Source organism: Ramlibacter sp. MMS24-I3-19 (assembly GCF_050320135.1).
Taxonomy (GTDB): Bacteria; Pseudomonadota; Gammaproteobacteria; order Burkholderiales; family Burkholderiaceae_C; genus Ramlibacter.
The window spans coordinates 1506816-1533154 of the sequence record NZ_CP190017.1 but is presented as its reverse complement, the minus strand read 5'-3'; the positions used below and the strand labels follow the sequence as shown (position 1 = coordinate 1533154).

The following is a 26339-nucleotide window of genomic DNA, read 5'->3' as shown; positions in this document are numbered from 1 at the left end:
CTTCTCTCCGTCTCTTACTTGGCCGGCGCAGGCTCGTGGAGCATCGCCATTTCCTGGTTGTTGCCGGCGCTGGCCGCCTCCACCTCGCGGTCGTGCATCTCGGCAAGGGCGCGCTTGTACTCGTTGGGGAACACCTTGACGAACTTCTGGCGCGCGTTGGCCCAGTCGTCCAGCAGTTCGCGGGCGCGGCGGCTGCCGGTCCAGCGGTTGTGGTCCTCCAGCAGGCGCTTGAGCAGCGCGTCGTCGGTCTGGTTGCCGTGCAGCTTGGTGCGCGGTGTCGCCGCCTTCTGCTCCGTAGGCGCGAGCACGCGATCCAGCGAGACCATCGCGGTGTTGCAACGGCTGGCGAAGCGGCCATCCTCGTCGTAGACGTAGGCCACGCCGCCGGACATGCCCGCCGCGAAATTGCGGCCGGTCTTGCCCAGCACGACCACCGTGCCGCCGGTCATGTACTCGCAGCCGTGATCGCCGGTGCCTTCCACCACCGCGGTCGCGCCGGACAGGCGCACCGCGAAGCGCTCGCCAGCAACGCCGGCGAAGAACGCCTCACCGGTCGTCGCGCCGTACAGCGCTGTGTTGCCGATGATGATGTTCTTGGTCGCTTCGCCGCGGAAGTCGATGCTCGGGCGCACGACGATGCGGCCGCCCGACAGGCCCTTGCCCGTGTAGTCGTTGGCATCGCCGATCAGGTACAGCGTCACGCCCTTGGCCAGGAACGCGCCGAACGACTGGCCGCCCGTGCCTTCCAGCTGGATGCGCAGCGTGTCGTCGGGCAGGCCCTCCGGGTGCACCTTGGTCAGCGCGCCGGACAGCATGGCGCCCACCGAGCGGTTGACGTTGCGCGCCACCTCGATGAACTGCACCTTCTCCCCACGCTCGATCGCGGGACGGCTGCGCTCGATCAGCAGCTTGTCCAGGCTGCGCTCCAGGCCGTGGTCCTGGTTCTCGACATGGAAGCGCGGCACCTCGGCCGGGACGACCGGTTGCGCGAGCAGGCGCGAGAAGTCGAGGCCGCGCGCCTTCCAGTGCTCGATGCCCTTCTTCATGTCCAGGAGGTCCGTGCGGCCGATCAGGTCGTCGAACTTGCGGATGCCCAGCTGCGCCATGATCTGGCGCACTTCCTCGGCGACGAAGAAGAAGTAGTTGACGACGTGCTCGGGCTTGCCCTCGAACTTGCGGCGCAGCACCGGGTCCTGCGTGGCCACGCCCACCGGACAGGTGTTCAGGTGGCACTTGCGCATCATGATGCAGCCCTCCACCACCAGCGGTGCGGTGGCGAAGCCGAATTCGTCGGCACCGAGCAGCGCGCCGATGGCGACGTCGCGGCCGGTCTTCATCTGGCCATCGGCCTGCACGCGGATGCGGCCGCGCAGACGGTTCAGCACCAGCGTCTGCTGCGTCTCGGCCAGGCCGATCTCCCACGGCGAACCGGCGTGCTTGATCGACGACCAGGGCGAGGCTCCCGTGCCGCCGTCATGGCCCGCGATCACCACGTGGTCGGACTTGCACTTGGCCACGCCCGCGGCGATGGTGCCGACGCCGACCTCGGACACGAGCTTCACGCTGATTGACGCATGCGGCGCCACGTTCTTCAAGTCGTGGATCAGCTGCGCCAGGTCCTCGATCGAGTAGATGTCGTGGTGCGGCGGCGGCGAGATCAGGCCCACGCCCGGCACCGAGTAGCGCAGCCTGCCGATGTAGGGCGACACCTTGCCGCCAGGCAACTGGCCGCCCTCGCCGGGCTTGGCGCCCTGCGCCATCTTGATCTGGATCTGGTCGGACGACGCCAGGTATTCCGCCGTCACGCCGAAGCGGCCCGAGGCCACCTGCTTGATGCGCGAACGCAGCGAGTCGCCGTCCTGCAGCGGGATGTCGACCTCGACCACGTCCTTGCCGATGACCTGCGCCATGGTCTGGCCGGTCTTGATCGGGATGCCCTTGAGTTCCTGGCGGTAGCGAGCCGGGTCCTCGCCGCCTTCACCGGTGTTGCTCTTGCCGCCGATGCGGTTCATGGCGACGGCCAGCGTGGCGTGCGCTTCGGTCGAGATCGAGCCCAGCGACATCGCGCCGGTGGCGAAGCGCTTGACGATCTCCTTGGCCGGCTCGACCTCGTCGACCTGGATTGCCTTGCTGGGATCGACGCGGAACTCGAACAAGCCGCGCAGCGTCATGTGGCGGCGGCTCTGGTCGTTGATCAACTGGGCGTACTCCTTGTACGTGCTCCAGTTGTTGGCGCGCGAGGCGTGCTGCAGCTTGGCGATCGCGTCGGGCGTCCACATGTGCTCTTCGCCGCGGGTGCGCCAGGCGTATTCACCGCCGGCGTCGAGCATGGTGGCCAGCACCGGGTCACCACCGAAGGCGGCCTTGTGCATGCGGATCGCCTCCTCGGCGATCTCGAACACGCCGATCCCCTCGACGCGGCTGGAGGTGCCGGTGAAGTACTTCTGCACCGTGTCGCTGTTCAGGCCGATGGCCTCGAACAGCTGGGCGCCGCAGTACGACATGTACGTGCTCACGCCCATCTTGGACATGATCTTGGACAGGCCCTTGCCGATCGCCTTGACGTAGTTGTAGATCGCCTTCTCGGCCGACAGCTCGCCGGGCAGGTCCTTGTGCAGGCCGGCCAGCGTCTCCATCGCCAGGTACGGGTGAACCGCTTCGGCGCCGTAGCCCGCGAGCACCGCGAAGTGGTGCACCTCCCGCGCGCTGCCGGTCTCGACCACGAGGCCGGCGGTGGTGCGCAGGCCCTCGCGCACCAGGTGCTGGTGGATCGACGACAGGGCCAGCGCTGCCGGAATGGCCACCTGCGTCGCACTCACCGCGCGATCGCTGATGATGAGGATGTTGCTGCCGCTGCGCAGCGCATCCACCGCCTCGGCGTTGAGCGAGGCAAGCTTGGCCTCGACGCCTTCGTGGCCCCAGGCCAGCGGGTAGGTGATGTCCAGCGTGTGGCTGCGGAACTTGCCCTGCGTGTGCTTCTCGATCGCGTGCAGCTTGGCCATGTCGGCGAAGTCGAGGATCGGCTGGCTCACCTCCAGGCGCAGCGGCGGGTTGACCTGGTTGATGTCCAGCAGGTTCGGCTTCGGGCCGATGAAAGACACCAGCGACATCACGATGGCCTCGCGGATCGGGTCGATCGGCGGGTTGGTCACCTGCGCGAACAGCTGCTTGAAGTAGTTGTACAGCGGCTTGTTCTTGTTCGAGAGCACGGCCAGCGGGGTGTCGTTGCCCATCGAGCCGATGCCTTCCTCGCCGGCGACGGCCATCGGCGACATCAGGAACTTCAGGTCCTCCTGCGTGTAGCCGAACGCCTGCTGCCGGTCCAGCAGCGGCACCTTGCTGTCAGGCGCATGGCCCGCGTTGTCAGACAGGCTGTCCAGCTTGATGCGCAGGTTCTCGATCCACTGTTTGTACGGCTTGCTGTTGGCGAGGCTGGCCTTGAGCTCCTCGTCGTCGATCATGCGGCCCTGCTCCAGGTCGATCAGGAACATCTTGCCGGGCTGCAGGCGCCACTTGCGCACGATCTTGTTCTCGGGCACCGGCAGCACGCCCGACTCGGACGCCATGATCACCAGGTCGTCGTCGGTGACGCAGTAGCGCGAGGGGCGCAGGCCGTTGCGGTCCAGCGTGGCGCCGATCTGGCGGCCATCGGTGAACACGATGGACGCCGGGCCGTCCCAGGGCTCCAGCATCGACGCGTGGTACTCGTAGAAGGCCTTGCGGCGCTCGTCCATCAGCGTGTGCTGCTCCCACGGCTCGGGGATCATCATCATCACGGCCTGGGCGAGCGGGTAGCCCGCCATCGTCAGCAGCTCGAGGCAGTTGTCGAAGGTCGCGGTGTCCGACTGGTTGGGGAAGCTGATGGGATACAGCTTCTTCAGGTCCGCGGCGAGGACGGGCGAGGACATCACGCCTTCGCGGGCACGCATCCAGTTGTAGTTGCCCTTGACCGTGTTGATCTCGCCGTTGTGGGCGACGTAGCGGTACGGGTGCGCCAGCGGCCACTCGGGGAAGGTGTTGGTCGAAAAGCGCTGGTGCACGAGGGCGAGCGCCGAGACGCACCGCGGATCCTTCAGGTCCAGGTAGTACGTGCCCACCTGGTCGGCGAGCAGCAGGCCCTTGTAGACCACCGTCCGGCTCGACATCGACGGGACGTAGTACTCCTTGGAGTGCTTCAGCCGCAGGTTCTGGATGGCGGCGCTCGCAGTCTTGCGGATCACGTACAGCTTGCGCTCCAGCGCGTCCTGCACGATGACGTCGGTGCCGCGGCCGATGAACACCTGGCGCAGGATCGGCTCCTTCTGGCGCACGGCGGGCGACATCGGCATCTCGCGATCGACCGGCACGTCCCTCCAGCCCAGCAGCACCTGCCCCTCCGCCTTGATGGCGCGTTCCAGCTCCTGCTCGCAGGCCAGACGCGAGGCATGCTCCTTGGGCAGGAACACCATGCCGACGCCGTACTCACCGGGCGGGGGCAACTCCACGCCCTGCTTGGCCATCTCCTCGCGGTACAGCGCGTCGGGCAGCTGCAGCAGGATGCCGGCGCCGTCGCCCATCAGCTTGTCGGCACCGACGGCGCCGCGGTGGTCCAGGTTCTCGAGGATCTTGAGGCCCTGGGACACGATGGCGTGGCTCTTCTCGCCCTTGATGTGGGCCACGAAGCCGACGCCGCAGGCGTCATGCTCGTTGGCCGCCGAATACAGGCCGTTCTCTTGCAGGTAGGAAATCTCGGCAGCCGTGGTCATGGGCGCTCCGGGGAAATACGGGTGACAGGGCCCGCGATCCTAGTGCAGTGCAGCACAACCGCCAAGCAGAATAATTGGGGTCAGATTCCAATTACATTGTGTGTCGCCGCCAACGACGCAAAATTTGGGGACAGATCAACCGACAGGGATCTTGCGCGGCCGGCCTCGCGCGATTGGCGAGGGCCGTCGCGGCGTGTCATCGGCCAGCCGGGACAGGTAAGCTGGATCTCCGACGGCCCAGCCGCGAAGGGTGGCGTCGGTGAGCAAGTCCCGCACCGGCGCCGGGATCCCGTTGGCAACCAGCTCGGCATACGCCTGCTCGCGGGCGAACGGCGTGTTGCCCAAGGCCCAGAACAGCGGATGCGGGGTGATGACCCGGTCCGCTGCCGCGCCGACATGGAAGCGGTGGCTCGACCACGGGTACTCGGCCGCGCTGCCTGCAAGTCCTGCGCGGACGGGGTTCAGGTCCATGTACGCCATGCATGCCAGCAGGTAGCGCTCCGCCTGCACCAGCGTCGATCGGTAGCGCCCTTCCCACAGGGTGCCCGTGCGCGATTGCCGCTCGTTGAAGTGCCGCACATAGCGCCGCCCTACCGCCTGCATCAGCTTGGGCAGCCCGGTTTCGTCCCGGGGCGTGGCCAGCAGGTGGAAGTGGTTGTCCATGAGCACGTACCCGTGGATCGCCACGCCCAGCGGCCGCGCATGCATGTCGAGCAGTTGCAGCAGGAAGCGCCGGTCCTCGTCGGTGGCGAAGATCGGCTGCCGGTTGTTCCCGCGCTGGATGACGTGGTGCGGGTGCCCGGGGACGGTGAGACGTGCAAGTCGTGCCATGGCGATTGGCGTTCTGTCCCCAATTATCAGCGCGCGCCGACGGACCTGCGTCATCACGGCCGACAGAAATGCGCTGGCCCATCGCGAAGAATGGCCCAAACGGAGTCAAGGCCGAATGACTTTTGCGGCTTCCATGGTCGGTTTCCTGGTCTTCATGGCCGGGGTGGTGTGGGCGGCCGTCGTGGTCGGCGTCCCCCAGCAGTACATCGCGATCGGCGTCGCGGTGCTGCTCGTGATCGGCATCATCGCGGCGGTCATGCTGGCCCGCCGTTCACCACCGCGAAGACGCTAACCGGGGCCGCGGATCACTGCGGCAGCCCCGGGAACCGGATCGGCTCCAGGGCCTGCAACCCGAACTCCTGCAGCAGCGCGCGCAAGCGTTCCGCTGCGCTTCGCTTCCTCTGGCCCGTCCTCCGCGCGAGGATCAGCTCGTTCTTGAGGCTGTGTTCCCAGCCCACCAGTTCGGTGACGGTCACCTGGTAGCCGCTGGCCTCGAGATACAGGCACCGAAGGACGTTCGTCAGCTGGCTGCCGATCTCGCGCGTGTGCAGCGGATGCCGCCACAGTTCGGCCAGCGGCGTGCGCGACAGCGACAAGGCCTTGTGCTGCCGCAGCGTGGCGGCCACCTCGGCTTGGCAGCAAGGCACCAGCAGCATCGCCCGCGCCTCCTTGCGCAGCCCGAAGGCGATGGCGTCATCGGTGGCCGTATCGCAGGCGTGCAGCGCGGTCACGAGGTCGAAGGTCTCGGGCATGCCGTCCGCGCCCGCCGCCTGCGCCGCCGAGATGTTCAGGAACGTCATGCGGTCGAAGCCGAGCCGCGTGGCCAGTTGCTGCGAACGCTGCACGAGTTCCGCACGGGTCTCGATGCCGTAGACGTGGCCATGGCCCAGCGCCTTCAGCGTGAGGTCGTAGAGGATGAAGCCGAGGTAGGACTTGCCCGCGCCATGGTCGGCGACCAGGGGTCCCTCGCCCTGCGCATCGATCTCCTGCAGCACGTCGGCGATGAACTGGTGCAGGTGGTAGACCTGCTTGAGCTTGCGGCGCGAGTCCTGGTTCAGCTTGCCGTCACGCGTGAGGATGTGCAGTTCCTTCAGCAGCTCGGTCGACTGTCCCGGGCGCAGCACGTTCTCGGGTGCGTTCATGTCGAGCGTCCCACGTGCAGCGCCGCCCAGCCGGCCGGGCCCAGGCTCCGCAACCGCTCGATGTTGGCGCCGAAGATCGCCTCCGCATCCGGCATGGCCGCGACCGCGCGATCGATGCTGTCCTCGCGCAGCAGGTGCAGCGTGGGATACGGCGAGCGATTGCTGTAGTTGCCCGGGTCGTCCTCTTCCACGTGTGCGAACCGGAACTCCGGATGGAAATGCGCCAGCTGCACCGTGCCTTCGAGCCCGCGGCGCGCGATGCGGCGATCACCTTCGGCGATCAGTTGCTGGAACAGCAGGAATTCGTCGAAGCCGCCGGGCAGCATGAGCAACGTGGTGTCGCGCACGCTCGCCGGCAGGCCGAGCAAGGCATCGAGTTCATCGTCCAGCGCCTGCAGGATCTCCGCGAAATCGGGGGATCCGCAGACGGCGAAGTGAACCTGCTGCCGCACATGCACCGCCTTCGCGAACGGGCAAAGATTCAGGCCGATGACCGCACGCTCGAGCCAGCGGCGCGTGTCGGCAATCACCTGGTCGGAGGCAGCAAGAGGCATCGGAGGTCGCGGAGGAAGGCGGCGATTCTAGGTGCGCGTGGCGATCGGCGCCGACGGCTCGCGGGTCAGCCTGCCTGCCCACACGGCCAACAGCACGCCGCACAGGGCGCAACTGCCGGTGACCAGCCAGCTCCATTGCCATCCGCCCGCGCGCATGGCGACCCAGGCAACCAGGGGAGGACCGGCGAACTGCCCCAGCGCCGACCATTGCTGCATCCAGCCCACCGTGGTGGAGACGGTGTTCTCACCGGGTGCCAGCCGCACGGCCAGCGAGAACAGGGTGCCCGGGATCACGCCGCCCACGGCGGAGAACAGCAGCACGGCCAGGTACCGACCTCCTGCGGCGAGCGGCCCGCTGCCCAGCAACCCGCTGAAAGCCAGGACACCGCTGATCCCCATCGTCAATGCGCCGATCGCGAGCAGGTGCTGCGGCGACGCGCCCCGCTGCAGCAACCGGCCCGAGGCCAGGTTGCCCACCATGTTCACGGCCGCGGCCAGCGCCGTGCAGACCGCCGACCAGGCCGGTGGGAACCCGGACGCGAGGTAGATCGAGGGCAGGAAGCCGATCACGGCCAGCCATTGCGCCGAATAGACGCCGAACGCGAATGCAACCAGCCACGGGCCCGGGGCACTCAGCGTTTGTCGCACCCGCCCGGTCCAGTCGACACGGGCCGCGCGAGGGTGCACGGGATCTTCCGGCAACGCCACGGCCAGCCAGGCTGCCGCGACCAGCGAGAACGCGCCCAGCAGCCACCACCACGAATGCCAGCCGAACGCGCCGATCCACACAGGTCCGCAGAGCAGCGCGAGCGCCGTGGCGAACGGCATGTACGCCCCCCAGACGCCCAGCATGCCGCTGAGGCGTTGCGCGGGCACGAGGCGGCGGATCAATCCTGGCGCCGGCATCGATGCGGCCAGGAAGCCCAGTCCTTCCAGCGCACGCAAGGCGAGCAAGGGTGCGGCATTGGTTGCCCAGCCGCCCGCAACGCTGGCCACACCCACCAGCAGCAGGCCAGAGAGCATCGTGCGTTTGAGGCCCAGGCTGTCCGCCGCCAGTCCGACCACGAGACCGAGTGCCAGCCCGGCCAGCTGCACCAGCGAGAGGAGGAACCCGGCCTCGACGAGCGTCAAGCCAAGGGCCTCGCGCACCGCCGGCAAGGCGGGCGGCAACTTGCCAATGTGGATCGCCGCCGACACGCCAGCCAGCACGACCAGCCAGGCAGCGCCAGCACCGCGCCGCGCGTTCAAGGCAGGACCCGGCGCCCGGTGAGACGCTCGTGCTCGCGCATCGCGAAGCGGTCGGTCATGCCGGCGATGTAGTCGGCGACCGCACGCTCGAGATCGCCGCGCGTGGCGTAGCCGGCCTGCATCTGCTGCGGATCGGCGACATAGGCGGCAAACAGGTCGCGCACCACCTGCTGCGCCTGCTGCGTGGTCTGCACCACTTGCGGGTGGCGGTACAGGTTGCGCAGCAGGAACTGCTTGAGCGTCGCGCAGGACTCACGCATGCCCGCGCCGAACTGCACCAGGGGTCTCTGCGCGCGCGCTTCATCCGCGCTGGCCACGTTCGCGCCGTGCAGCGCCGCCCGCGTCGCCTCGATGACGTCGTACACCTGCGCGCTCAGCATGCGGCGGATGCTCTCGTACAGCAGCCGCCGGCCCGTGAGCCCAGGATGGTCGGCCAGCGTCTCGTCGCGCCATGACGTGAACAGCGCCACGTCCTCCAGCTGTTCGAGGGTGATCAGTCCGGAACGAACGCCGTCGTCGATGTCGTGCGCGTTGTAGGCGATCTCGTCCGCCAGGTTGCACAGCTGCGCCTCCAGGCTCGGCTGCGTGCGGTCGAGGAAGCGGCGCCCCACTCCGCCCGGCTCCGCAGCCTCGAGGCGCTCGGCATTGGCGCGCGAACAGTGCTTCAGGATGCCCTCGCGCGTCTCGAACGTGAGGTTCAGGCCGTCGAAGACGGGGTAGCGTTCCTCCAGTTCGTCGACCACGCGCAGGCTCTGCAGGTTGTGCTCGAAGCCGCCGTGGCCGTCCATGCATGCATTGAGAGCGTCCTGCCCGGCATGGCCGAACGGCGTGTGGCCGAGGTCGTGCGCGAGCGCGATGGCTTCCACCAGGTCCTCGTTCAGCCGCAGCGGCCGTGCGATGGACCGCGCCAGTTGCGCCACCTCCAGCGAATGGGTCAGCCGCGTGCGGAACAGGTCGCCCTCGTGGTTGAGGAACACCTGGGTCTTGTAGACCAGGCGCCGGAACGCCGTGGAATGCACGATGCGATCGCGGTCGCGCTGGAAGTCGTTGCGGGTGGGGGCGGCTGGCTCGGGATGGCGGCGGCCACGCGAGCGTCCAGGATCGGAGGCATACGCCGCCAGCAGGTCGGCGCGCCCGGTGTCCAAGCCCATGCTGTCCTGCATGCGCGACTAGGCGCCGCCCTGCGCCAGGACCTCGCGCACGAGCGCCTCCGGCGCGGGGCGCACCCCCGCGCGGCCCGGCGACTCGATCACGACGAAACGCAGGTCACCGGCCTCGGCCTTCTTGTCCAGCCGCATCAGGTCCAGGTAGCGCTGCACGCCCAGCGACGGCGCTCGCACCGGCAGCCCGGCGGCGGCGACCAATCGCGTGAGCCGCTCCACGAGCGCGGAATCGATCAGGCCGAGCCGGGCCGAGAGGTTGGCCGCGAGCACCATGCCACACCCGACTGCTTCGCCGTGCAGCCACTCGCCATAGCCCAGGCCGGCCTCGATGGCGTGGCCGAACGTGTGCCCGAAGTTGAGGATGGCGCGCAGGCCAGACTCGCGCTCGTCCTGCCCCACGACCCAGGCCTTGATCTCGCAACTGCGCTGCACGGCGTGCGCCAGCACTGCGGGGTCGCGCCGCAGCAGGGCCGGCAGCTGGGCCTCGATCCAGTCGAGGAAACCCATGTCGGCGATCGGCCCGTACTTGATGACCTCTGCCAGCCCGGCACTGAACTCGCGCGCTGGCAGCGTGGCCAGGGTGCCCAGGTCGCACACCACCCTGAGCGGCTGGTAGAACGCGCCGATCATGTTCTTGCCCAGCGGGTGGTTGATGGCGGTCTTGCCGCCCACCGAGGAATCGACCTGGGCCAGCAGTGTCGTGGGCACCTGCACAAACGGCACGCCGCGCATGTAGCACGCGGCGGCGAAGCCGGTCATGTCGCCGATGACACCGCCGCCGAGCGCGAACAGGACGGTCTTGCGGTCGCACGCGCGCGCCAGCAAGGCATCGAAGATGCGGTTCAGCGTCCGCCAGTCCTTGAAGGCTTCGCCGTCAGGGAGCACGACCTCGTGAATCGCAGCGAAGTGCGGGCGCAGCGCTTCCAGCAGCGTCGCGAGGTACAGCGGCGCGACGGTTTCGTTGGTCACCACGAGGGCCGCCGCGGCGCGCGGCAGGCCGCTCCAGGTGGCAGGCTGCCCGAGAAGACCGGTACCGATGGAGATGCCGTAGCTGCGGTCGCCGAGGGCGATGGGCACCTCGTGCAGCAGCCCGGGCGCGGGAACGGAAGGCATGGCCGCAGTGTAAGCGGCGCGAATCCTCAGCCCTGGCCCAGCGCGCCGCGCAGCTCCAGCTCCGTCAGGACCTTGTGGACCAGGGCAGGCACGGACTGGCGGCCGGTGTCGACCACGTACTCGGCGATGGACGCGTACAGCGGGTCGCGCTCGGCGAACAGCTGCCGCAGCTTGTCCTGCGGGTCGCCCACCTGCAGCAAGGGCCGCTTGGTGTCGCGCTTCAGGCGGCGCCACAGCTCCTCGGGCGAGGAGCGCAGGTAGATCACGTGGCCTGCCTGTCGCAGGATCTCGCGATTGGCCTCGCGCAGCACCGCCCCGCCACCGGTGGCGAGCACGCAAGGCGGACCCACGGCGAGGTCTTCCAGCGCGTGCTGCTCCTCGTCGCGAAAACGCGCTTCGCCCTCGCGGGCGAAGAAGTCACGGATCGAGCAGCCGATACGCTGCTCGATGACGTGGTCGGAGTCGTGGAAGGGAAGGCTGAGCCGCCGGCCAAGGCTGCGGCCGATAGTGGACTTGCCGGACCCCGGCAAGCCGACCAGGACGAGGGTTCGCACCTGGCCGGCCGCCAGTCCGATCAGCGCGCCGCGCCGCGGTCGGCGACCATCTTTGGGGTGATGAACACCAGCATCTCCTGCTTGTTGGAGGTGCGGCCGCGATTCTTGAACAGGTTCCCGAGCACGGGAACGTCGCCCAGCACCGGCACCTTGGTCTCTTGGTCGGACTCGGTCAGCTCGAAGATGCCGCCGATCACGACCGTGCCGCCGTTCTCCACCAACACCTGCGTGCGGATGTGCTTGGTGTTGATGGCGATGCCGGTCGCCGTCGTTTCACCGCGGCTGTCCTTGCTGATGTCGAGGTCGAGAATGACATTGCCTTCCGGCGTGATCTGGGGAGTGACCTCGAGCTTCAGGGTCGCTCGCCGGAACGCCACCGAGGTCGCCCCGCTCGAAGTGGCTTGCTGATAGGGGAACTCCGTGCCCTGCTCGATCAGCGCCTTGGTCTTGTCGGCGGTGACCACGCGCGGGCTGGACACCAATTTGCCCTTGCCGTCCGCCTCCAGTGCCGAAAGCTCAAGGTTCAGGAACCGGTTGGCGCCCGCACCGAAGAGCGAGATGGCAAAGCTGGCAGGGTTGAAGCCGCCTACGCCTGCGGATGGCAGGTTAACGAAGCTGGTGTTCGTCGTGGTGAGCGTAACGTTGCTCTCGCCGGTCTGCGCAGTAACGGCATCGTATGTTCCACCAATGGCGCCGCGCTGGTTGTTCACGGTGCCAAAGCCCTCAGTGCCGCCTCGAGCATTGCCCGTGCGCAGGTCTGAGCCTCCGAGACGCACCCCCAGAGACCTGCCGAACGTATCGGACGCTTCGACGATCCGGGCCTCAATCAGCACCTGTCGAACGGGAACGTCCAGCTTTGCGATCAGGTCCTGCACCTGCTCAAGACGGCTTGGGATGTCGGTCACGAACAGCTGGTTCGTGCGCGTCTCCGAAATCACGCTGCCGCGCGTCGACAGAATGCGAGTTGCGCCTGGCGTGCCCACGCCGATGAGCCCCTTCGCGACTTCGTCCGCCTTTGTGTAATTGAGCTGGAAATTCTGGGTGCGCACGGGCTCCAGCGTCTGGATCGCAGCGCGCGACTCCAGCTCGAGCTTCTCCTTGGCCGCGATCTCGTCCTTAGGCGCAATCCACAAAACGTTGCCCGTCTTGCGCACGCCTAGGCCTTTGGCCTGCAGGATGATGTCCAGTGCCTGGTCCCAAGGGACGTCCTTGAGGCGGAGCGTCACTGCGCCGGTGACCGTGTCGGACGTGACGATGTTGAAGTTCGTGAAGTCGGCGATGACCTGCAGCAGCGAGCGAACCTCGATGTTCTGGAAGTTCAACGACAGCTTCTCGCCGGAATAGCCGGGACCTGCGCGAGCTTGTTCGGGTCGGTCTTGGGCGTGCGCACTTCCACGACAAACTGGTTGTCGCTCTGGTAGGCACTGTGCTCCCACTGTCCCTTCGGCTCAATCACTACCCGCACGCGATCACCGACCTGGCTCGTTGTGACGGTCTGCACCGGAGTGCCGAAATCAGACACGTCCATCTTCCTGCGCAGGCCTTCGGGCAGCGAGGACTTCAGGAATTCGACCACCAGGGCGGGGCCCTGCTGGCGGATGTCCACGCCCACCTGGTTGTTCGGCAGGTCGACCAGCACGCGGCCTGCACTGTCGGGGCCGCGGCGGAAGTCGAGGTCCTTAATCGGCTGCACGTCGCGGTTGCGGCCTTCGGAGAACGCCGACGAGCCCGGGGTCGACGCAGCAGCCATCGTGGCGGCCACCGGATCCAGCGTGACCAGCAGCGACTTGCCGTCCAGCTGTGCCTTGTAGTTGGTGGGCGACTTCAGGTTCAGCACCAGACGCGTGCGGTCACCCGAGGTGATGACGTTCACGGAGCGGAGGTTGCCGACGTTGAGGTCGACGGCCGAGCGCCCCAGGCCGTTGGTGGCGCCGGGAACGTCGAGCGCGATGCGCGCGGGCGACTGGATGGCGAAGCCGGCAGGAACGGCCGTGAGCGGCTGCGAGAAGTCGATGCGCACGACCTCGGCTCCCCCCTGCACGGAACTGGTCACGGCCTCGACCGTGGTCTGCGCCTGCGCGATCGCGGAGAACGCCAGGGCCATCAGCCAGCCGAAGCAGGCCAGCATCCGTCCCCAGGCCATGTGGTTCTGTTTCTTCATTTCGACCTCTCTTGCAATTGCAGCGTCGCAGTGCGCTCGGTCCATTCGCCGGCTGCGTCCTGCACGATCTCGCGCAGCACCACCTCGGTCTCGCCGACCTTCGTGATGCGGCCGTAGTTCTGACCGAGGTAGTTGCCGGGGTGGACCTGGTACAGCAGGTTGTCCACCTTGACCAGCGCCACGGGCTGACCCTTCTTGACGAGGCTGCCCACCATCATCACGGCGTCCAGCGGGAAGCTTTCGAGCGGCTCCTTGCGGCGCGCCAGTTCCGGCGCCAGCAGGGCCGCGCTGGACGTCGATTGCGTCTGCTCGCGCTTGAGGGCCTGCGTGAGCTTCTGGCTGCTGAAGGGATCGATTGCCGCTTCCTGCGTGTAGGCCTGCGGCGTGAACTTCTTCGGCTCGGGGATCGGCTCGACCTTCGGCTTGGTCTGCGCGTGCTGTTCGGCCATCCATTGCTGGATGCCTTCCTGGCTCGACGCGCCGCAGCCGGCGAGCACCAGGACTGCCGCGATGGGCACCAGGCGGACCATGCTCATTTCTTCGCTCCCGGGCCTGCGGCCTTGCGCTGCTTCTCCACTTCGTCCGCATCGAGGTAGCGGAAGGTCTTGGCCGTCGCCTCCATGGTGAGCATGGAGCCGTCCTTGTTGCCGGGCGCGCCGCCGACAGACACGTTGTTCAGGGTCACGATGCGCGACAGGTTGGCGACGTCGGAGGCGAACGAACCGATGTCGTGGTAGCGGCCGGTCACCTTCACCGCGATCGGCAGCTCCGCGTAGTACTCCTTGACGTTCACGTGGCCCGGGCGGAACAGTTCGAAGCTGAGGGAGCGGCCGAGGCCGGCCTGGTTGATGTCGGACAGCAAGGCATCCATCTCGGCCTTGCTGGGCAGCTGCTTCTCGAGCTGCGTGACGTACTGCTGGACCTGCTCCCGCTGCTTCTTCAGCGCCTCGAGGTTCACGGCCTGGGCCAGCTTCTTGCTGTAGTCGGCCTTCAGCGTCAGCTCCTTGGCACGCTCGGCGTCGAGTTCGTCGCTGGAGTTCTGCAGCCACACGAACCAGAGGGCCACGACGATGCCGACCGTGAGCGCGAGGCAGGCCAGAGCGCGCGGGAGCGCAGGCCAGGTGGCCGGATCGTTCGGGTTGAGGCCCTTGAACTGGGCGGTGATCTTCGACTGGAGCTCGGCCAGGTCGAACTTGGGTGCGGCAATGGTGGCCATGGTGCCTCAGGTCTTGTTCACGGGGGCGGCCGCCAAGGCCGCTGCTGCGGCCGCGGACGCCGCGGGAACGCTGCCGGATGCGCCCGGCGCGGCAGCCGCCGCCTTCACTTCGCTGGAGCGAAGCAGCCGCACGCGCATGGTGAAGTTGGACACCCGGCGCTGGTCGCGCGGGCTCAGGGTCACGCTTCCGGCCACGATCTCGACCAGGTCCGGTCGCGTGAGCCAGGGGCTGTTGTTGCCCAGGTTGCGCAGCAGCTCGGAGACGCGCTCGTTCGACTGCGCCGTCCCCACGAGCGTCACGACCTGGTTGTCCTGCTTCAGGCTGCTGATGTAGACGCCGTCCGGCAGCTGGCGCACCAGTTCGTTCAGCAGGTGCACGGGCATGTTGCGATCGGCCTGCAGGTCTTCCACTGCCTGCTGGCGCGCACGCAGCGCCGCGATCTCCTGCTGCAATGTGGAGATTTCCTTGATCTGCCCTTCGAGCTTCACGATCTCGGTTTTCAGCAGCTGGTTCTTGCCCTGCTGGTCCAGGATCTGGGCCGCCAGCCAGAGGTACAGGCCGCCGGCAATGACAAGGCCGCCCACGGCCGCGGCACCGAGCGAGGCGAAGAACGCTTCACGGCGGCGCTTGCGCGCGGCCTCGCGGTGCGGGAGGAGGTTGATCAGGATCACTGCAGGAACCTCCGCATGGCCAGGCCGCACGACGTGAGATAGGAGGGCGCTTCGCGGCGCATGCGCTTCTCGCGCACTCCGTCGCCGAGCACCATGCCTTCGAAAGGATTGGCCAGCAGGCACGGGAACGAGGTCTGCGCGGTGACGGCATCGTTCAGGCCCGGCAGCGCCGCGGAGCCGCCGGCCATCATGATGTGGTCGACCCGGTTGTGCGGCGTGCTGGTGAAGAAGAACTGCAGCGCGCGCGCCACTTCCTGGGCCATGCTGTCCACGAAGGGTTTCAGCACGGTGGCCTCGTAGTCGTCGGGCAACTCCCCGCTGCGCTTCTTCGCTTCGGCCTCCTCCGGCGTGAAGCCGTACTGCCGCACGATCAGCTGGGTGAGCTGCGCGCCGCCGAACGCCTGGTCGCGGTCGTACAGCACCTCGTCGTTGCGGATCACCTGCATGCTGGTGGTGAACGCGCCGACCTCGAAGAGCGCCACCATCGCATCCACGCCCTTGCTCGGCAGCGACTGGATCAGGCGCCCGGCCGCCAGGCGAGAGGAGTACGACTCGACATCGATGATCACCGGCTTCAGGCCCGCAGCTTCGGCCAGGCCTTGGCGGTCCTGCACCTTTTCCTTGCGCGAGGCGGCGATCAGCACTTCGACGTCTCCGGCCGACGAGGGACTGGGACCGACCACGCAGAAATCCAGGCTCACCTCATCGAGGGAGAACGGGATGTACTGGTTGGCTTCGGTCTCGACTTGCACTTCCAGCTCTTCCTCGGAGAGGCCGCCGGGAAGGATGATCTTCTTGGTGATGACGGCAGAGGGCGGCAGCGCCATGGCCACGTTCTTCGTCCGGGTGCCACTCTTCTTGATGAGCCGCCGGATGGCTTCGGCGACCTCGTCGAACTTCTCGACGTTGCCGTCCGTGATCCAGCCGCGCTCGAGCTGTTCGATGGCGCAACGCTCGAGCACGTAGGCCCCCGAAGCATCACGTCCGAGCTCGACCAGCTTCACGCTCGATGAGCTGATATCCATCCCCAGCAGTGGGGCCGCCTGACGGCTCAACAACGATCCCAGAGAGAACAACTTGGGTCTCCTGCCTGAACTGTTTCAGGACGTGACAAACTTAAGAATCCACTTGAATGCTAGCAGTAACATCCTTGTCACCCAAAGGAATTTTCCGACACACCGCTGAGTCAGCGTTGTCAAAATCCGACGCGTTTGCGAGCTCGTCCGCAGCTCGGCAGGAGCTGGCCGACGAGCGCGTCAAGGGTGTGACCCAAGCGCTGCACTGAACCCATCGGTGGCAACGGATGCGATTTCTATAATCAGCGCGGGCTCTTCGGCCCACCCCATCTATGCCCGCTGATTCCCCCCGCGACGACACCGCCTCGACCCCGAAACAGAGGGCCGCGGTTCGCAGCTGGCCCATGCGCATCCTGTTGTGGAGCGGTGGCGCGGCAGTCGCTGGCGCGCTGTCGGCGCTCGCCATCGCAGGTGTCGCGCTGGCCGTGGCCTATCCCAACCTGCCGGACATCTCGGAGCTGCAGAACTACCGGCCCAAGCTGCCGCTGCGCATCTACTCGGCCGACGGCCAGTTGCTGGGCGAGTTCGGTGAAGAGCGTCGCAACCTCACGCCGTTTGCACAAATCCCGGCGGTGATGAAGAACGCGGTGCTGTCCATCGAGGATGCGCGCTTCTACGAGCACAGCGGCGTGGACTACAAGGGGATGCTGCGGGCAGCCGTGGCCAACCTGGGCCGCGCCAAGAGCCAGGGCGCCTCGACGATCACGATGCAGGTGGCGCGCAACGTGTACCTGTCGTCGGAGAAGACCTTCACCCGCAAGCTGTACGAGGTACTGCTCACCTTCAAGCTGGAACACCTGCTCTCCAAGGACCAGATCCTGGAGATCTACATGAACCAGATCTACCTGGGGAACCGCGCCTACGGTTTCGCGGCCGCCGCCGAGACCTACTTCGGCAAGCCGATGAAGGACCTCACGGTCGCCGAGGCGGCGATGCTCGCCGGGCTGCCCAAGGCGCCGTCGGCGTACAACCCGATCAGCAACCCGAGCCGGGCGCGGGCACGGCAGCAGTACATCATCGAGCGCATGGAGGAGAACGGCTTCATCACGGCCGCACAGGCCGAAGCCGCGCGCCACCAGGAACTGAAGATCCGCCCGGCCAACGACCATGGCCACACGCACGCCGAATACGTGGCCGAGACCGTGCGCCAGCTGGTCTACGCGCAGTACGGCGAGGACGCCTACACGCGCGGCCTCAACGTGGTGACCAGCATCAATGCCAGCCGCCAGGAAGCCGCCTACAAGGCCCTGCGCAAGGGCATCATGGATTACGAGAAGCGGCAGATCTACCGCGGCCCCGAGGAGTTCGTCGAGCTGCCGTCCAACAGGAAGGATCTCGAGGAGGCCATCGACGACGCGCTGACCGAGCATCCGGACAACGGCGACGTGATGGCGGCCGTCGTGCTCGAGGCCAACCCCAAGAAGATCGTCGCCGTGCGCCAGAACGCCGAGCGGTTCGAGATCACGGGCGAGGGCCTGCGCGCCGCGCAATCGGGGCTGTCGCCCAAGGCGCCGCCCAAGACGCACATCCGCCCGGGCGCGGTGATCCGCGTCATGTTCAACACGGCGAAGAACAGCTGGGAGATCACGCAGCTGCCCGAGGTCGAAGGCGCCTTCGTCGCGCTCGACCCGCGCAACGGGTCGGTGCAAGCCCTGGTCGGCGGGTTCGACTTCTACAAGAACAAGTTCAACCACGTCACGCAGGCGTGGCGCCAGCCCGGCTCGGGGTTCAAGCCCTTCATCTACTCGGCCGCGCTCGAGAAGGGCTTCACGCCCTCCACCGTCGTGAACGATGGCCCGCTGTTCTTCGACGCCGGCGTCACGGGCGGCCAGCCCTGGGAGCCGAAGAACTACGACGGCAAGTTCGAGGGCCCGATGCCGCTGCACGAGGCGCTGGCCAAGTCCAAGAACATGGTGTCCATCCGCATCCTGCAGGCCGTGGGCCCGCAGAACGCACAGGACTGGATCACGCGCTTCGGCTTCGAGGCCGACAAGCACCCGGCCTACCTCACCATGGCGCTGGGCGCCGGCTCCGTGACGCCGATGCAGATGGCCACCGGCTACTCGGTGTTCGCCAACGGCGGCTACCGCGTGAACCCATGGCTGATCAGCAAGATCGTCGACCACCGGGGCAAGGTGCTGGTGGAGACCCAGCCGCCGCTGCCGACCGAGGCCATGCGTGCCATCGACGCCCGCAATGCCTTCGTCATGGACCGCCTGCTGAACGAGGTGGCACGTTCGGGCACCGCCGCCTCGGCCTCGCGCATCCTGAAGCGCACCGACCTGTACGGCAAGACCGGCACCACCAACGACTCCATCGACACCTGGTTCAACGGGTTCCACCAGTCGCTCGTCGCCATCGTCTGGATGGGATACGACAACCCGCGGCCGCTCGGCGATCGCGAGACGGGCGGCAGCATGAGCCTGCCGGTCTGGATCAACTTCATGGAGACCGCGCTCAAGGGCGTGCCGGAGACGACCCCCACGGCGCCGGCAGGCGTGGTGAACGTCGGCGGCGAGTGGTACTTCGACGAATACGCACCGGGCGCCGGCGCAGGCGTGTCCAGCCTGGGCCTGAACACGGCCGCCAGCAGCGATCCGGCTCCCGCCTCGGCCCCGGGTGGCGAAGTGGGCGTCACGCCGACGGCGCCTCTGGTGCCGGTGGTGCCGCTGACACCAGTCAATGGCCCGCGTCCGCCCGACCGGTCGCTGCAGAACGCGGATGGCCAGCCGCCGCAGCGCCCCGTCGAGGAACGCCGCAGCATCCTGGACCTGTTCCGGAACTAGGGGATCGAAGCTGCGCGGCCTCTGCGGCCGCTGCGCTCAGGGGCTGAAGCGCAGCGGCTGTCCGGCCTGCTCCGAAGCATGCCGGGTCAGCGCCGCGAAGAATTCGCCCGCGCCCTTGGTGTCCATCCACTGGCGCCCGTCGAAGCGGTAGTGGAAGCCACCGGCCTTGGCGGCGAGCCACACCTCGTGCAGCGGCTTCTGCAGGTTGACGATGATCTGGCTGCCGTTGCGGAAACTGAGCGTGACCATGCCGCCCACGCGCTGGCTGTCGATGTCCGCATCGCTCTCGTCGTTGATGCGATCGCAGCTGGCCTCGACCGCGCGCAGCAACGCCTCGGCCTGGTCCATGTAGTCGGGGTCGGTCATTAAAATCCTGCGATGTCGAGTGCTGAACGAATTCTATGCAGCGGCCCATGGCAGCGGGCCGCCGCGGCCATCGCGCTGCTGGGCCTGTCCGCCTGCGGGCAGCGTGGCCCGCTGTACCTCCCCACCGAACCAGCCGCTGCGGGGCGCGCCACGCTGCCGCAGGCGCTGATTCCCGGAACGGCCACCCAGCCCACGCCGCCGATGGACCAGCCACCGGGCAACAGCGGCGTCGGCACGGCCAACCCGGTGCGCACGCCATGAACGCCCTGCCCGGCCAACCGCACATCCACTGGCGCGACGGCGAACTGCATGTCGAGCAGGTGCCGGTCACGCAACTCGCGCGCGAGCACGGCACCCCGCTCTTCGTCTATTCGAAGGCCAGCATGCTGGCCGCGCTGGCCGCCTACCGCCGCGGGCTGGAGGGCAGGCGCGCGAGGATCTGCTACGCGATGAAGGCCAACTCGTCGCTTGGCGTGCTGCAGGTGTTCGCGCAGGCGGGCTGCGGCTTCGACATCGTGTCCGGAGGCGAGCTCGCCCGTGCGCTGGCGGTCGGCGCGAAGCCGCACGACATCATCTTCTCGGGCGTGGGCAAGACTCGCGCCGAGATGGCGCAGGCGCTGCAGGTCGGCATCGGCTGCTTCAACGTCGAGAGCGAGGCCGAACTGGAGGTGCTCGACCAGGTCGCCGGCCAGCAGGGTCGCGTCGCGCCGGTCAGCATCCGCGTCAATCCGAACGTGGATGCGAAGACCCACCCCTACATCTCCACCGGCCTGAAGGGCAACAAGTTCGGCATCGCGCACGAGCGCACCCTGCACGCGTACAAGCGCGCCGCCTCGCTGAAGCACCTGCGCGTTGTTGGCATCGACTGCCACATCGGCTCGCAGATCACGGACAGTGGGCCCTATCTCGACGCGATGGACCGCATCCTCGACCTCGTCGCCACCATCGAGGCCGAAGGCATCCGCCTGCAGCACATCGACTTCGGCGGCGGCCTCGGCATCGACTACCGCGGCGACCGTCCGCCGGCGGCCGACGCGCTGTGGACGGAACTCCTGCGCAAGCTCGATGCACGCGGCTTCGGCGACCGCGAGATCCTGCTGGAACCCGGCCGATCGCTGGTCGGCAACGCCGGCCTGTGCGTGAGCGAGGTGCTGTACCTCAAGCCCGGCGAGCAGAAGAACTTCTGCATCGTCGACGCCGCCATGAACGACCTGCCACGTCCTGCCATGTACGAAGCCTGGCATGGCATCGAAGCAGCGAAGCCGCGGTCCGATGCACAGCCGACGACGTACGACGTGGTGGGTCCCGTGTGCGAGAGCGGCGACTGGCTGGGTCGCGAGCGCAGCCTCGCGGTGCAGCCGGGCGACTTCATCGCCGTGCTCTCCACCGGCGCCTATTGCATGAGCATGGCCAGCAACTACAACACGCGCACGCGCGCGGCCGAAGTGCTGGTCGACGGCGGCCGGACGCACGTGATCCGCGAGCGCGAGCGCGTCGAGGACCTGTTGCGCAACGAGCGCCTGGTCGACTGAGCGCTGCGCGGGCGGCTGGCTCAGGCCCGCTGCAACACGGCCGGCTTGCGCAACTGTCGCCACACGCGCCAGCCGAGCAGCACGCCCAGGATCGCGGCATAGACCGCGACCTCGGCGAAGTTGTGCTTGGCCGCGCGCATCCAGAAGAAGTGAAGGATCGCGAGACCTGCGATCGCGTACACCAGGCGATGCAATGCCTGCCAGCGCGCCGCACCCAGCGTGCGGATCGCGCGGTTGAATGAAGTCGCCGCCAGCGGCGTCAGCAACACGAAGCCGGCGAAGCCCACCAGGATGAACGGGCGCTTGGCGATGTCCTTCGCGATCTCGTCGACGTCCAGGCCCATGTCGAACCACGCATATCCCAGCAGGTGCAGGCAGGCGTAGAAGTACGTGAACAGGCCCAGCATCCGCCGGAACCTCAGCAACGCGGGCTGGTTGGCGATCGTGCGCACCGGCGTGACCGCCAGCGTGAGGCACAGGAAGCGAAGGGTCCAGTCACCGAGCGAGCGGATCAGGTGCTCGGCGGGATTCGCACCCAGCTGGTCGGTCAAGGCACCGTAGAACAGCCAGGCGAATGGCAGCAGGCTGGCGACGAACAGGACGGGCTTGGCCGCCGGATGCAGCCATATGGCGCGCCGCCCACGCGCTGCGGGCCCGGCCATCAGTAGTTCTTCTTCAGGTCCATGCCGGCGTAGAGCTGGCCCACCTGCGCCTCGTAGCCGTTGAACATCAGCGTCTTGCGCTTCTTGGCGAACAGGCCGTCCTCGCCGATGCGGCGCTCGGTCGCCTGCGACCAGCGCGGGTGGTCCACGTTCGGGTTCACGTTGGAATAGAAGCCGTACTCGTTGGCCGCGGCCTTGTTCCACGCGGTCTTCGGCTCGTGGTCGGTGAAGCGGATCTTCACCAGGCTCTTGGCGCTCTTGAAGCCGTACTTCCACGGCACCACCAGCCGCACCGGCGCCCCGTTCTGGTTGGGCAGCACCTCGCCGTACATGCCGAAGGCCAGCAGCGTCAGCGGATGCATGGCCTCGTCCATGCGCAGCCCTTCGACATACGGCCAGTCCAGCACGCGCGAGCCCACATAGGGCATCGTCTTCGGATCGGCCAGCGTCACGAACTCGACGAACTTCGCATTGCCCGTCGGCTCGACCCTGTTCACCAGGTTGGCGAGCGAATAGCCCACCCACGGGATCACCATCGACCAGCCCTCGACGCAACGCAGGCGGTAGATGCGTTCCTCCTGCGCGCCGAGCTTGAGCAGGTCATCCAGCGCGTACCTGCCCGGCTTCTTCACCAGGCCCTCGACTTCCACGGTCCACGGCGACGTCTTGAGCGTGTGCGCGTTCTGCGCCGGGTCCGACTTGTCGGTGCCGAACTCGTAGTAGTTGTTGTAGCTGGTGGCGTCCTTGTACGCCGTGACCTTCTCCACCGTCACCGCGCCCGGAACGCCCGACTTGGCGCCAGCCAGCGCAGCCAGCTTGCCGGGACGCTGGACATCGGCCAAGGCCTGGCGACCGGCCCAGGATGCGAGCGTGGCGCCCGCGGCACCGGCGGCCAGCAGCCTGAGCATCTCGCGCCGCTGCCGATACACGGCTTGCGGCGTGATCTCGCTGGCGATGGGATGGATGAAGCCGTCGCGGTCGGTCTTGATCAGCATGAGGTCCTCGGGTGTGCGTGTCGACAGGAGTGGATACGCGCGGGGACCTTACCCGGATTCGCCTCAGAGCGTCCCGTAGCTGTGCAATCCCGACAGGAACATGTTGACGCCCAGGAACGCGAAGGTGGTCACCGCCAACCCGGTGAGCGCCCACCAGGCCGAGACGGTGCCCCGCAGTCCCTTCATCAGCCGCATGTGCAGCCAGGCCGCGTAGTTCAGCCACACGATCAGGGCCCAGGTCTCCTTGGGATCCCAGCTCCAGTAGCCGCCCCATGCCTCGGCGGCCCAGAGCGCGCCCAGGACCGTCGCGATGGTGAAGAAGGCGAAGCCGACGGCGATGGCCTTGTACATCACGTCATCCAGCACCTCGAGCGCGGGCAGGCGCTCCGCGATGCGGCGCCGGGCGGCCAGGATGCCAGCGGCGATCAGCGCGGCGATGCCCGCGTACACGACCCAGTAGCTGCTGCCACCCTCGATGCTGCGGCGGAACGCCACCGGCTCGAAGCACAGCGCGATACCGAGCAGCCACAGCGGGGCGAGCTTCCACCAGCGGGCCTCGCTGGCCTGCTGCTTGATCAGGTAGGCGAAGGCCACCATGGCCGACAGTGCAAAGGTGCCGTAGCCGATGAAATTGGCCGGCACGTGCAGCTTCATCCACCAGCTCTTGAGCGCGGGCACCAGCGGCTGGATCTCCTGTGCCTCGCGGGCGACCGTGTACCAGAGCAGGAAGCCCACGGCGGCGCTCACCACCAGCAGCACGAACGCGCCCAGCGAGCGCGTGCCGTACTGCGATTCGAAGTACAGGTAGAACAGCGCCGTGAGCCAGCAGAAGAGGACGAACACTTCGTACAGGTTGCTCACCGGGATGTGCCCGACGTCGGCACCGACTAGATAGCTCTCCCACCAGCGCACCATGGTGCCGATCAGGGCCATGGTCACGGCGGCCCAGGCCATGCGTGACCCGATGCGCTCCATCGTGGCGGCCTGTCCGCCGGCGAACATCCCGATCCAGTAGAACGCGGTGCTCATGAAGAACAGCACGCCCATCCAGAGGATCGCCGACTGGCTGGAGAGGAAATACTTCAGCCAGAACACCTGGTCGGCGCGGGCGAGCGAGCCCTGGTACGAACTGATCGCCAGCAGCGACAGCGCGGCCACGGTGACCATCAGCGCCTGCACCGGCCGCCAGAACCAGCCGAGCCAGATGGCGGCCGGCATGCTGGCCAGCAGGATGCCCTTTTCGTACACGTCCATGTGCTGCGCATAGCGGCTGAACGCGAACAGGCCGCCCGCGACGACCAGCGCAGCGAACAGCCAGTCCGTCGGGCGGCGGCCCTGGAAGTAGCCGTCGCCGAGGGAAATGGTTTGGGTGGCGGTGTTCATGGGGATCCCAGCAGTTGGTGGCGCAGCCGCTCGAACTCGCGGTCGACGTCCATCGTCTCGCGGTTGCTCGACAGGGCCATCGAGGCCTGGCTGCCATTGTGCGACGGTGCGAGCCAGACCCAGAGCCGGCGCTCGCGGACATAGAGCATCGCAAAAACGCCGAGGATGAGCAGCGCGCAGCCCAGATAGACGATGGTCTTGCCAGGGGAACGTGTCACCTGGAACACGCTCGCCTGCACCTGCCTGAAGTCCTTCAGCTGGAACGCCATCGGCGCCGGGTACAGCGACGCATCGCTCAGGGCCACGATGGCCTGGGCCATGTACGCCTGCGTGCGCTCGCTGTTGTCCATCGGCTTGACGCCGGCCTGCTCGCGCGAGAGCTGCGCCAGCTCGAACAGCGCGCCGCCCAGGATCCGCACCACGACTTCGCCGGCGCGATTGCGTTCGGCCTCGGGCACGCGCGACTCGAGGTACTCGGAGACGGCGGCGAGCCCCGCGCCCTTGCCGCCCGCGGCGCTGTCGCCCGCGAACAGCCCGAGGGCCTGGCTGGTGGAGGCGGCGAGTTGCTCGGTGACCGCAGGACGCGAAGGATCCGTGGCCTTGGCCGCATAGCGGCGCACGGCCTCGCTGCGCAGCGCGGGGTTGGCCAGCGCCGCCTTCAGCCGCACGAAGCCCTCGATGCTGCCCTGCTCGTCGGCCGGGATGCGCAGGTAGCGGAACTGGTCGGCTGGCGACTCGCGCATGCCGAGCAGGAACACGGGCACGCCGTCGCCCATGTCGATCGGCAGCATGTAGTTGTTGAACTCGCGCGCCTGGCCGGCAGCATCGCGCAACTTGTAGCTGACGCTCGGGCCCACGTTGCGCAGCCCCTTTTTCGTCTGCGACTTGTTGGCGGCGCCCAGGTGCTGCCCGAGATCGACCTTGCGCGTGTCGGTGCCGCTGCTGGCGGGGTCGCCGAGGTTCTCGACGTTGATGACGCGCAGGCCGCTGTATTCGAGCGTGAGCTTGTCGCCCTTGTCGCCACCGCGGGAGAGTTGCGTGCTGCCGCCGATGGTGCCCTGGACCTCGAACGGCCGGGTCTCGCCGTTCAACGGCACGGCCCTGAGCGTCACGCTGGAGCCGCCGTCATCGAAGCTCGACTGGTAGATCTCGACCCCGCGCCAGCGCGCCGGATGGTTCACCTCCACCCGCGCCGGCACCGCCTCGCCGGTCTCGCGGTCGTGGATCACGATGTCGCTGGCGAACAGCTTGGGCATGCCGGTGGAGTAGTACTCCACGATGAACTTCTTCAGTTCCACGGTGAACGGCAGGTCCTGCAGCAGGATGCCGTCGGACTGGTTCAGCACCGCCGTCCCGGCCTGCGTGCCCTCGGCCACCAGCAGGTTGCCGCGGAACGTGGGATTGCTGGCGGGCAGGCGATGCTGCGGCTGCACGTCCGCGATCATTCCGCCGCCGGTGTACGGCGTCTTGCCCCCGAGCAGCATCTGCGCCCGCACGATCAGGTCACCGTCGGACAGGCCCCCCAGGCACACCAGCACGATGGCGCTGTGGGCCGCGAGGTAGCCGATCTTGTTGGCCGCGCCCTTGCGTGCCGCGACCATCCAGCCGTTGCTGCGCTGCTGCAGCTTCACCTTCCAGCCGGCCCTGGCAAGCGCCTGCCCGATGTCGCGCGCCGCCGCGTCGGGCGCCTGCGCCATCCCGCCCTGCGCCCGATGGCGGAACGCCTGCAGGCTCTGCTCGCGCAGGTTCTCCTTGCCGCTGCGCAGGTCGGCCACGATCTTGGGCGCGTTGCGGGCGATGCAGAGCGACGTGCTGACCACCAGGAACGCGAGGATCAGCAGGAACCACGGCGCGCTGTAGACCGCATTGAGCTTGAGCGCGAGGAACAGCTTGGCCCAGAACGGGCCGAACTGGTTGACGTAGTTGGCGGCCGGCTCGCCCTGGCGCAGCACCGTGCCGATGACCGACGCGATGCAGATGACGGTGAGCAGGGAGATCGCGAACCGCATCGACGACAGCAGTTCCGCGGCCGCGCGCAGGCGGGGGACGGGGTCGCCAGGCGCAGGCCCTGGGTGGAAGCGGTCATTGGGGGGAGGTCAGAAACGAACAAGGCGGGATCGAGGATCCCGCCCTGTTGTAG

At 67.6% G+C, this 26339-nt stretch carries 23 protein-coding genes; 4 read left to right on the top strand and 19 right to left on the bottom strand.

The genetic code is table 11. The features are described 5' to 3' along the window. Positions 1–14: 14 nt before the first annotated feature. Together ACPWT1_RS07575 and ACPWT1_RS07570 are read right to left on the bottom strand one after the other, a co-directional pair. The gene (locus ACPWT1_RS07575) at positions 15–4745 is read right to left on the bottom strand and encodes a glutamate synthase-related protein (protein ID WP_427914764.1); all 4731 of its coding nucleotides are present in this window, start codon (positions 4743–4745) and stop codon (positions 15–17) included. A 135-nt stretch (positions 4746–4880) separates the two neighbouring features. Continuing rightward, the gene (locus tag ACPWT1_RS07570; protein WP_427914763.1) at positions 4881–5576 is read right to left on the bottom strand and encodes a transposase; all 696 of its coding nucleotides are present in this window, start codon (positions 5574–5576) and stop codon (positions 4881–4883) included. Positions 5577–5709: 133 nt separating this feature from the next. Between ACPWT1_RS07570 and ACPWT1_RS07565 the strand changes: the two genes are divergently transcribed. Then, complete coding sequence (locus tag ACPWT1_RS07565) at positions 5710–5868, top strand: hypothetical protein (RefSeq protein WP_427914762.1); 159 nt, start codon at positions 5710–5712, stop codon at positions 5866–5868. Positions 5869–5881: 13 nt separating this feature from the next. Here ACPWT1_RS07565 and ACPWT1_RS07560 read toward each other — a convergent pair whose 3' ends face one another. From ACPWT1_RS07560 to ACPWT1_RS07505, 12 genes are read right to left on the bottom strand one after another with little or no spacing between them, the layout of a single operon-like run. Continuing rightward, complete coding sequence (locus ACPWT1_RS07560; RefSeq protein WP_427914761.1) at positions 5882–6718, bottom strand: class I SAM-dependent methyltransferase; 837 nt, start codon at positions 6716–6718, stop codon at positions 5882–5884. Further along, positions 6715–7272, bottom strand: coding sequence for a DUF1415 domain-containing protein (locus ACPWT1_RS07555; RefSeq protein ID WP_427914760.1), 558 nt, complete (start codon positions 7270–7272; stop codon positions 6715–6717). Before ACPWT1_RS07555 ends, ACPWT1_RS07560 begins: the two co-directional genes overlap by 4 nt. Before the next feature lie 27 nt (positions 7273–7299). Further along, positions 7300–8520 carry a CynX/NimT family MFS transporter gene (locus ACPWT1_RS07550; RefSeq protein ID WP_427914759.1) on the bottom strand — a complete coding sequence of 407 codons (1221 nt, stop codon included), beginning with the start codon at positions 8518–8520 and terminating at the stop codon, positions 7300–7302. Next, entirely contained in the window at positions 8517–9671 is a 1155-nt protein-coding gene (locus ACPWT1_RS07545) for a deoxyguanosinetriphosphate triphosphohydrolase (RefSeq protein ID WP_427914758.1), read from the bottom strand. The genes ACPWT1_RS07550 and ACPWT1_RS07545 overlap by 4 nt, the downstream gene beginning before the upstream one ends. Positions 9672–9689: 18 nt before the next feature. After that, positions 9690–10796, bottom strand: a complete 1107-nt coding sequence (aroB, locus tag ACPWT1_RS07540; protein ID WP_427914757.1) for a 3-dehydroquinate synthase — start codon at positions 10794–10796, stop codon at positions 9690–9692. A 26-nt stretch (positions 10797–10822) separates the two neighbouring features. Next, positions 10823–11350 carry a shikimate kinase gene (locus ACPWT1_RS07535; protein ID WP_427914756.1) on the bottom strand — a complete coding sequence of 176 codons (528 nt, stop codon included), beginning with the start codon at positions 11348–11350 and terminating at the stop codon, positions 10823–10825. Positions 11351–11370: 20 nt separating this feature from the next. Continuing rightward, complete coding sequence (locus ACPWT1_RS07530) at positions 11371–12786, bottom strand: type IV pilus secretin PilQ (protein ID WP_427914755.1); 1416 nt, start codon at positions 12784–12786, stop codon at positions 11371–11373. After that, on the bottom strand, positions 12669–13511 hold the full coding sequence (locus tag ACPWT1_RS07525) for an AMIN domain-containing protein (protein WP_427914754.1): 843 nt from the start codon (positions 13509–13511) through the stop codon (positions 12669–12671). Before ACPWT1_RS07525 ends, ACPWT1_RS07530 begins: the two co-directional genes overlap by 118 nt. After that, positions 13508–14047, bottom strand: a complete 540-nt coding sequence (locus ACPWT1_RS07520; RefSeq protein WP_427914753.1) for a pilus assembly protein PilP — start codon at positions 14045–14047, stop codon at positions 13508–13510. The genes ACPWT1_RS07525 and ACPWT1_RS07520 overlap by 4 nt, the downstream gene beginning before the upstream one ends. Further along, complete coding sequence (locus ACPWT1_RS07515) at positions 14044–14727, bottom strand: type 4a pilus biogenesis protein PilO (protein ID WP_427914752.1); 684 nt, start codon at positions 14725–14727, stop codon at positions 14044–14046. Before ACPWT1_RS07515 ends, ACPWT1_RS07520 begins: the two co-directional genes overlap by 4 nt. A 6-nt stretch (positions 14728–14733) precedes the next feature. After that, positions 14734–15399, bottom strand: coding sequence for a PilN domain-containing protein (locus ACPWT1_RS07510; RefSeq protein WP_427914751.1), 666 nt, complete (start codon positions 15397–15399; stop codon positions 14734–14736). After that, on the bottom strand, positions 15396–16475 hold the full coding sequence (locus tag ACPWT1_RS07505; protein ID WP_427914750.1) for a pilus assembly protein PilM: 1080 nt from the start codon (positions 16473–16475) through the stop codon (positions 15396–15398). The genes ACPWT1_RS07510 and ACPWT1_RS07505 overlap by 4 nt, the downstream gene beginning before the upstream one ends. A 272-nt stretch (positions 16476–16747) precedes the next feature. On the opposite strand from ACPWT1_RS07505, the gene ACPWT1_RS07500 reads away from it, so the two are divergent. Beyond that, a complete protein-coding gene (locus tag ACPWT1_RS07500; RefSeq protein ID WP_427914749.1) occupies positions 16748–19261 on the top strand; it encodes a penicillin-binding protein 1A in 2514 nt (837 codons plus the stop codon). 36 nt (positions 19262–19297) lie between these two features. Here the strand turns inward: ACPWT1_RS07500 and cyaY are convergent, their stop codons facing one another. Beyond that, the gene (cyaY, locus tag ACPWT1_RS07495; protein WP_427914748.1) at positions 19298–19627 is read right to left on the bottom strand and encodes an iron donor protein CyaY; all 330 of its coding nucleotides are present in this window, start codon (positions 19625–19627) and stop codon (positions 19298–19300) included. A gap of 12 nt (positions 19628–19639) precedes the next feature. Here cyaY and lptM point away from each other — a divergent pair, with 12 nt between their 5' ends. Both lptM and lysA read left to right on the top strand, forming a co-directional pair. Continuing rightward, complete coding sequence (lptM, locus tag ACPWT1_RS07490) at positions 19640–19888, top strand: LPS translocon maturation chaperone LptM (RefSeq protein ID WP_427914747.1); 249 nt, start codon at positions 19640–19642, stop codon at positions 19886–19888. Next, the gene (gene lysA, locus ACPWT1_RS07485) at positions 19885–21159 is read left to right on the top strand and encodes a diaminopimelate decarboxylase (RefSeq protein WP_427914746.1); all 1275 of its coding nucleotides are present in this window, start codon (positions 19885–19887) and stop codon (positions 21157–21159) included. Before lptM ends, lysA begins: the two co-directional genes overlap by 4 nt. A 20-nt stretch (positions 21160–21179) precedes the next feature. Here the strand turns inward: lysA and ACPWT1_RS07480 are convergent, their stop codons facing one another. The 4 genes from ACPWT1_RS07480 to ACPWT1_RS07465 form a co-directional block, all read right to left on the bottom strand. Next, positions 21180–21821, bottom strand: a complete 642-nt coding sequence (locus ACPWT1_RS07480) for a sulfite oxidase heme-binding subunit YedZ (RefSeq protein WP_427914745.1) — start codon at positions 21819–21821, stop codon at positions 21180–21182. Beyond that, on the bottom strand, positions 21821–22816 hold the full coding sequence (msrP, locus tag ACPWT1_RS07475; RefSeq protein ID WP_427914744.1) for a protein-methionine-sulfoxide reductase catalytic subunit MsrP: 996 nt from the start codon (positions 22814–22816) through the stop codon (positions 21821–21823). Before msrP ends, ACPWT1_RS07480 begins: the two co-directional genes overlap by 1 nt. Before the next feature lie 63 nt (positions 22817–22879). Beyond that, positions 22880–24199: a c-type cytochrome biogenesis protein CcsB gene (gene ccsB / locus ACPWT1_RS07470; RefSeq protein ID WP_427914743.1), complete on the bottom strand. Its 1320-nt coding sequence runs from the start codon at positions 24197–24199 to the stop codon at positions 22880–22882. After that, a complete protein-coding gene (locus ACPWT1_RS07465; RefSeq protein ID WP_427914742.1) occupies positions 24196–26208 on the bottom strand; it encodes a cytochrome c biogenesis protein ResB in 2013 nt (670 codons plus the stop codon). Before ACPWT1_RS07465 ends, ccsB begins: the two co-directional genes overlap by 4 nt. Positions 26209–26339: the final 131 nt, after the last annotated feature.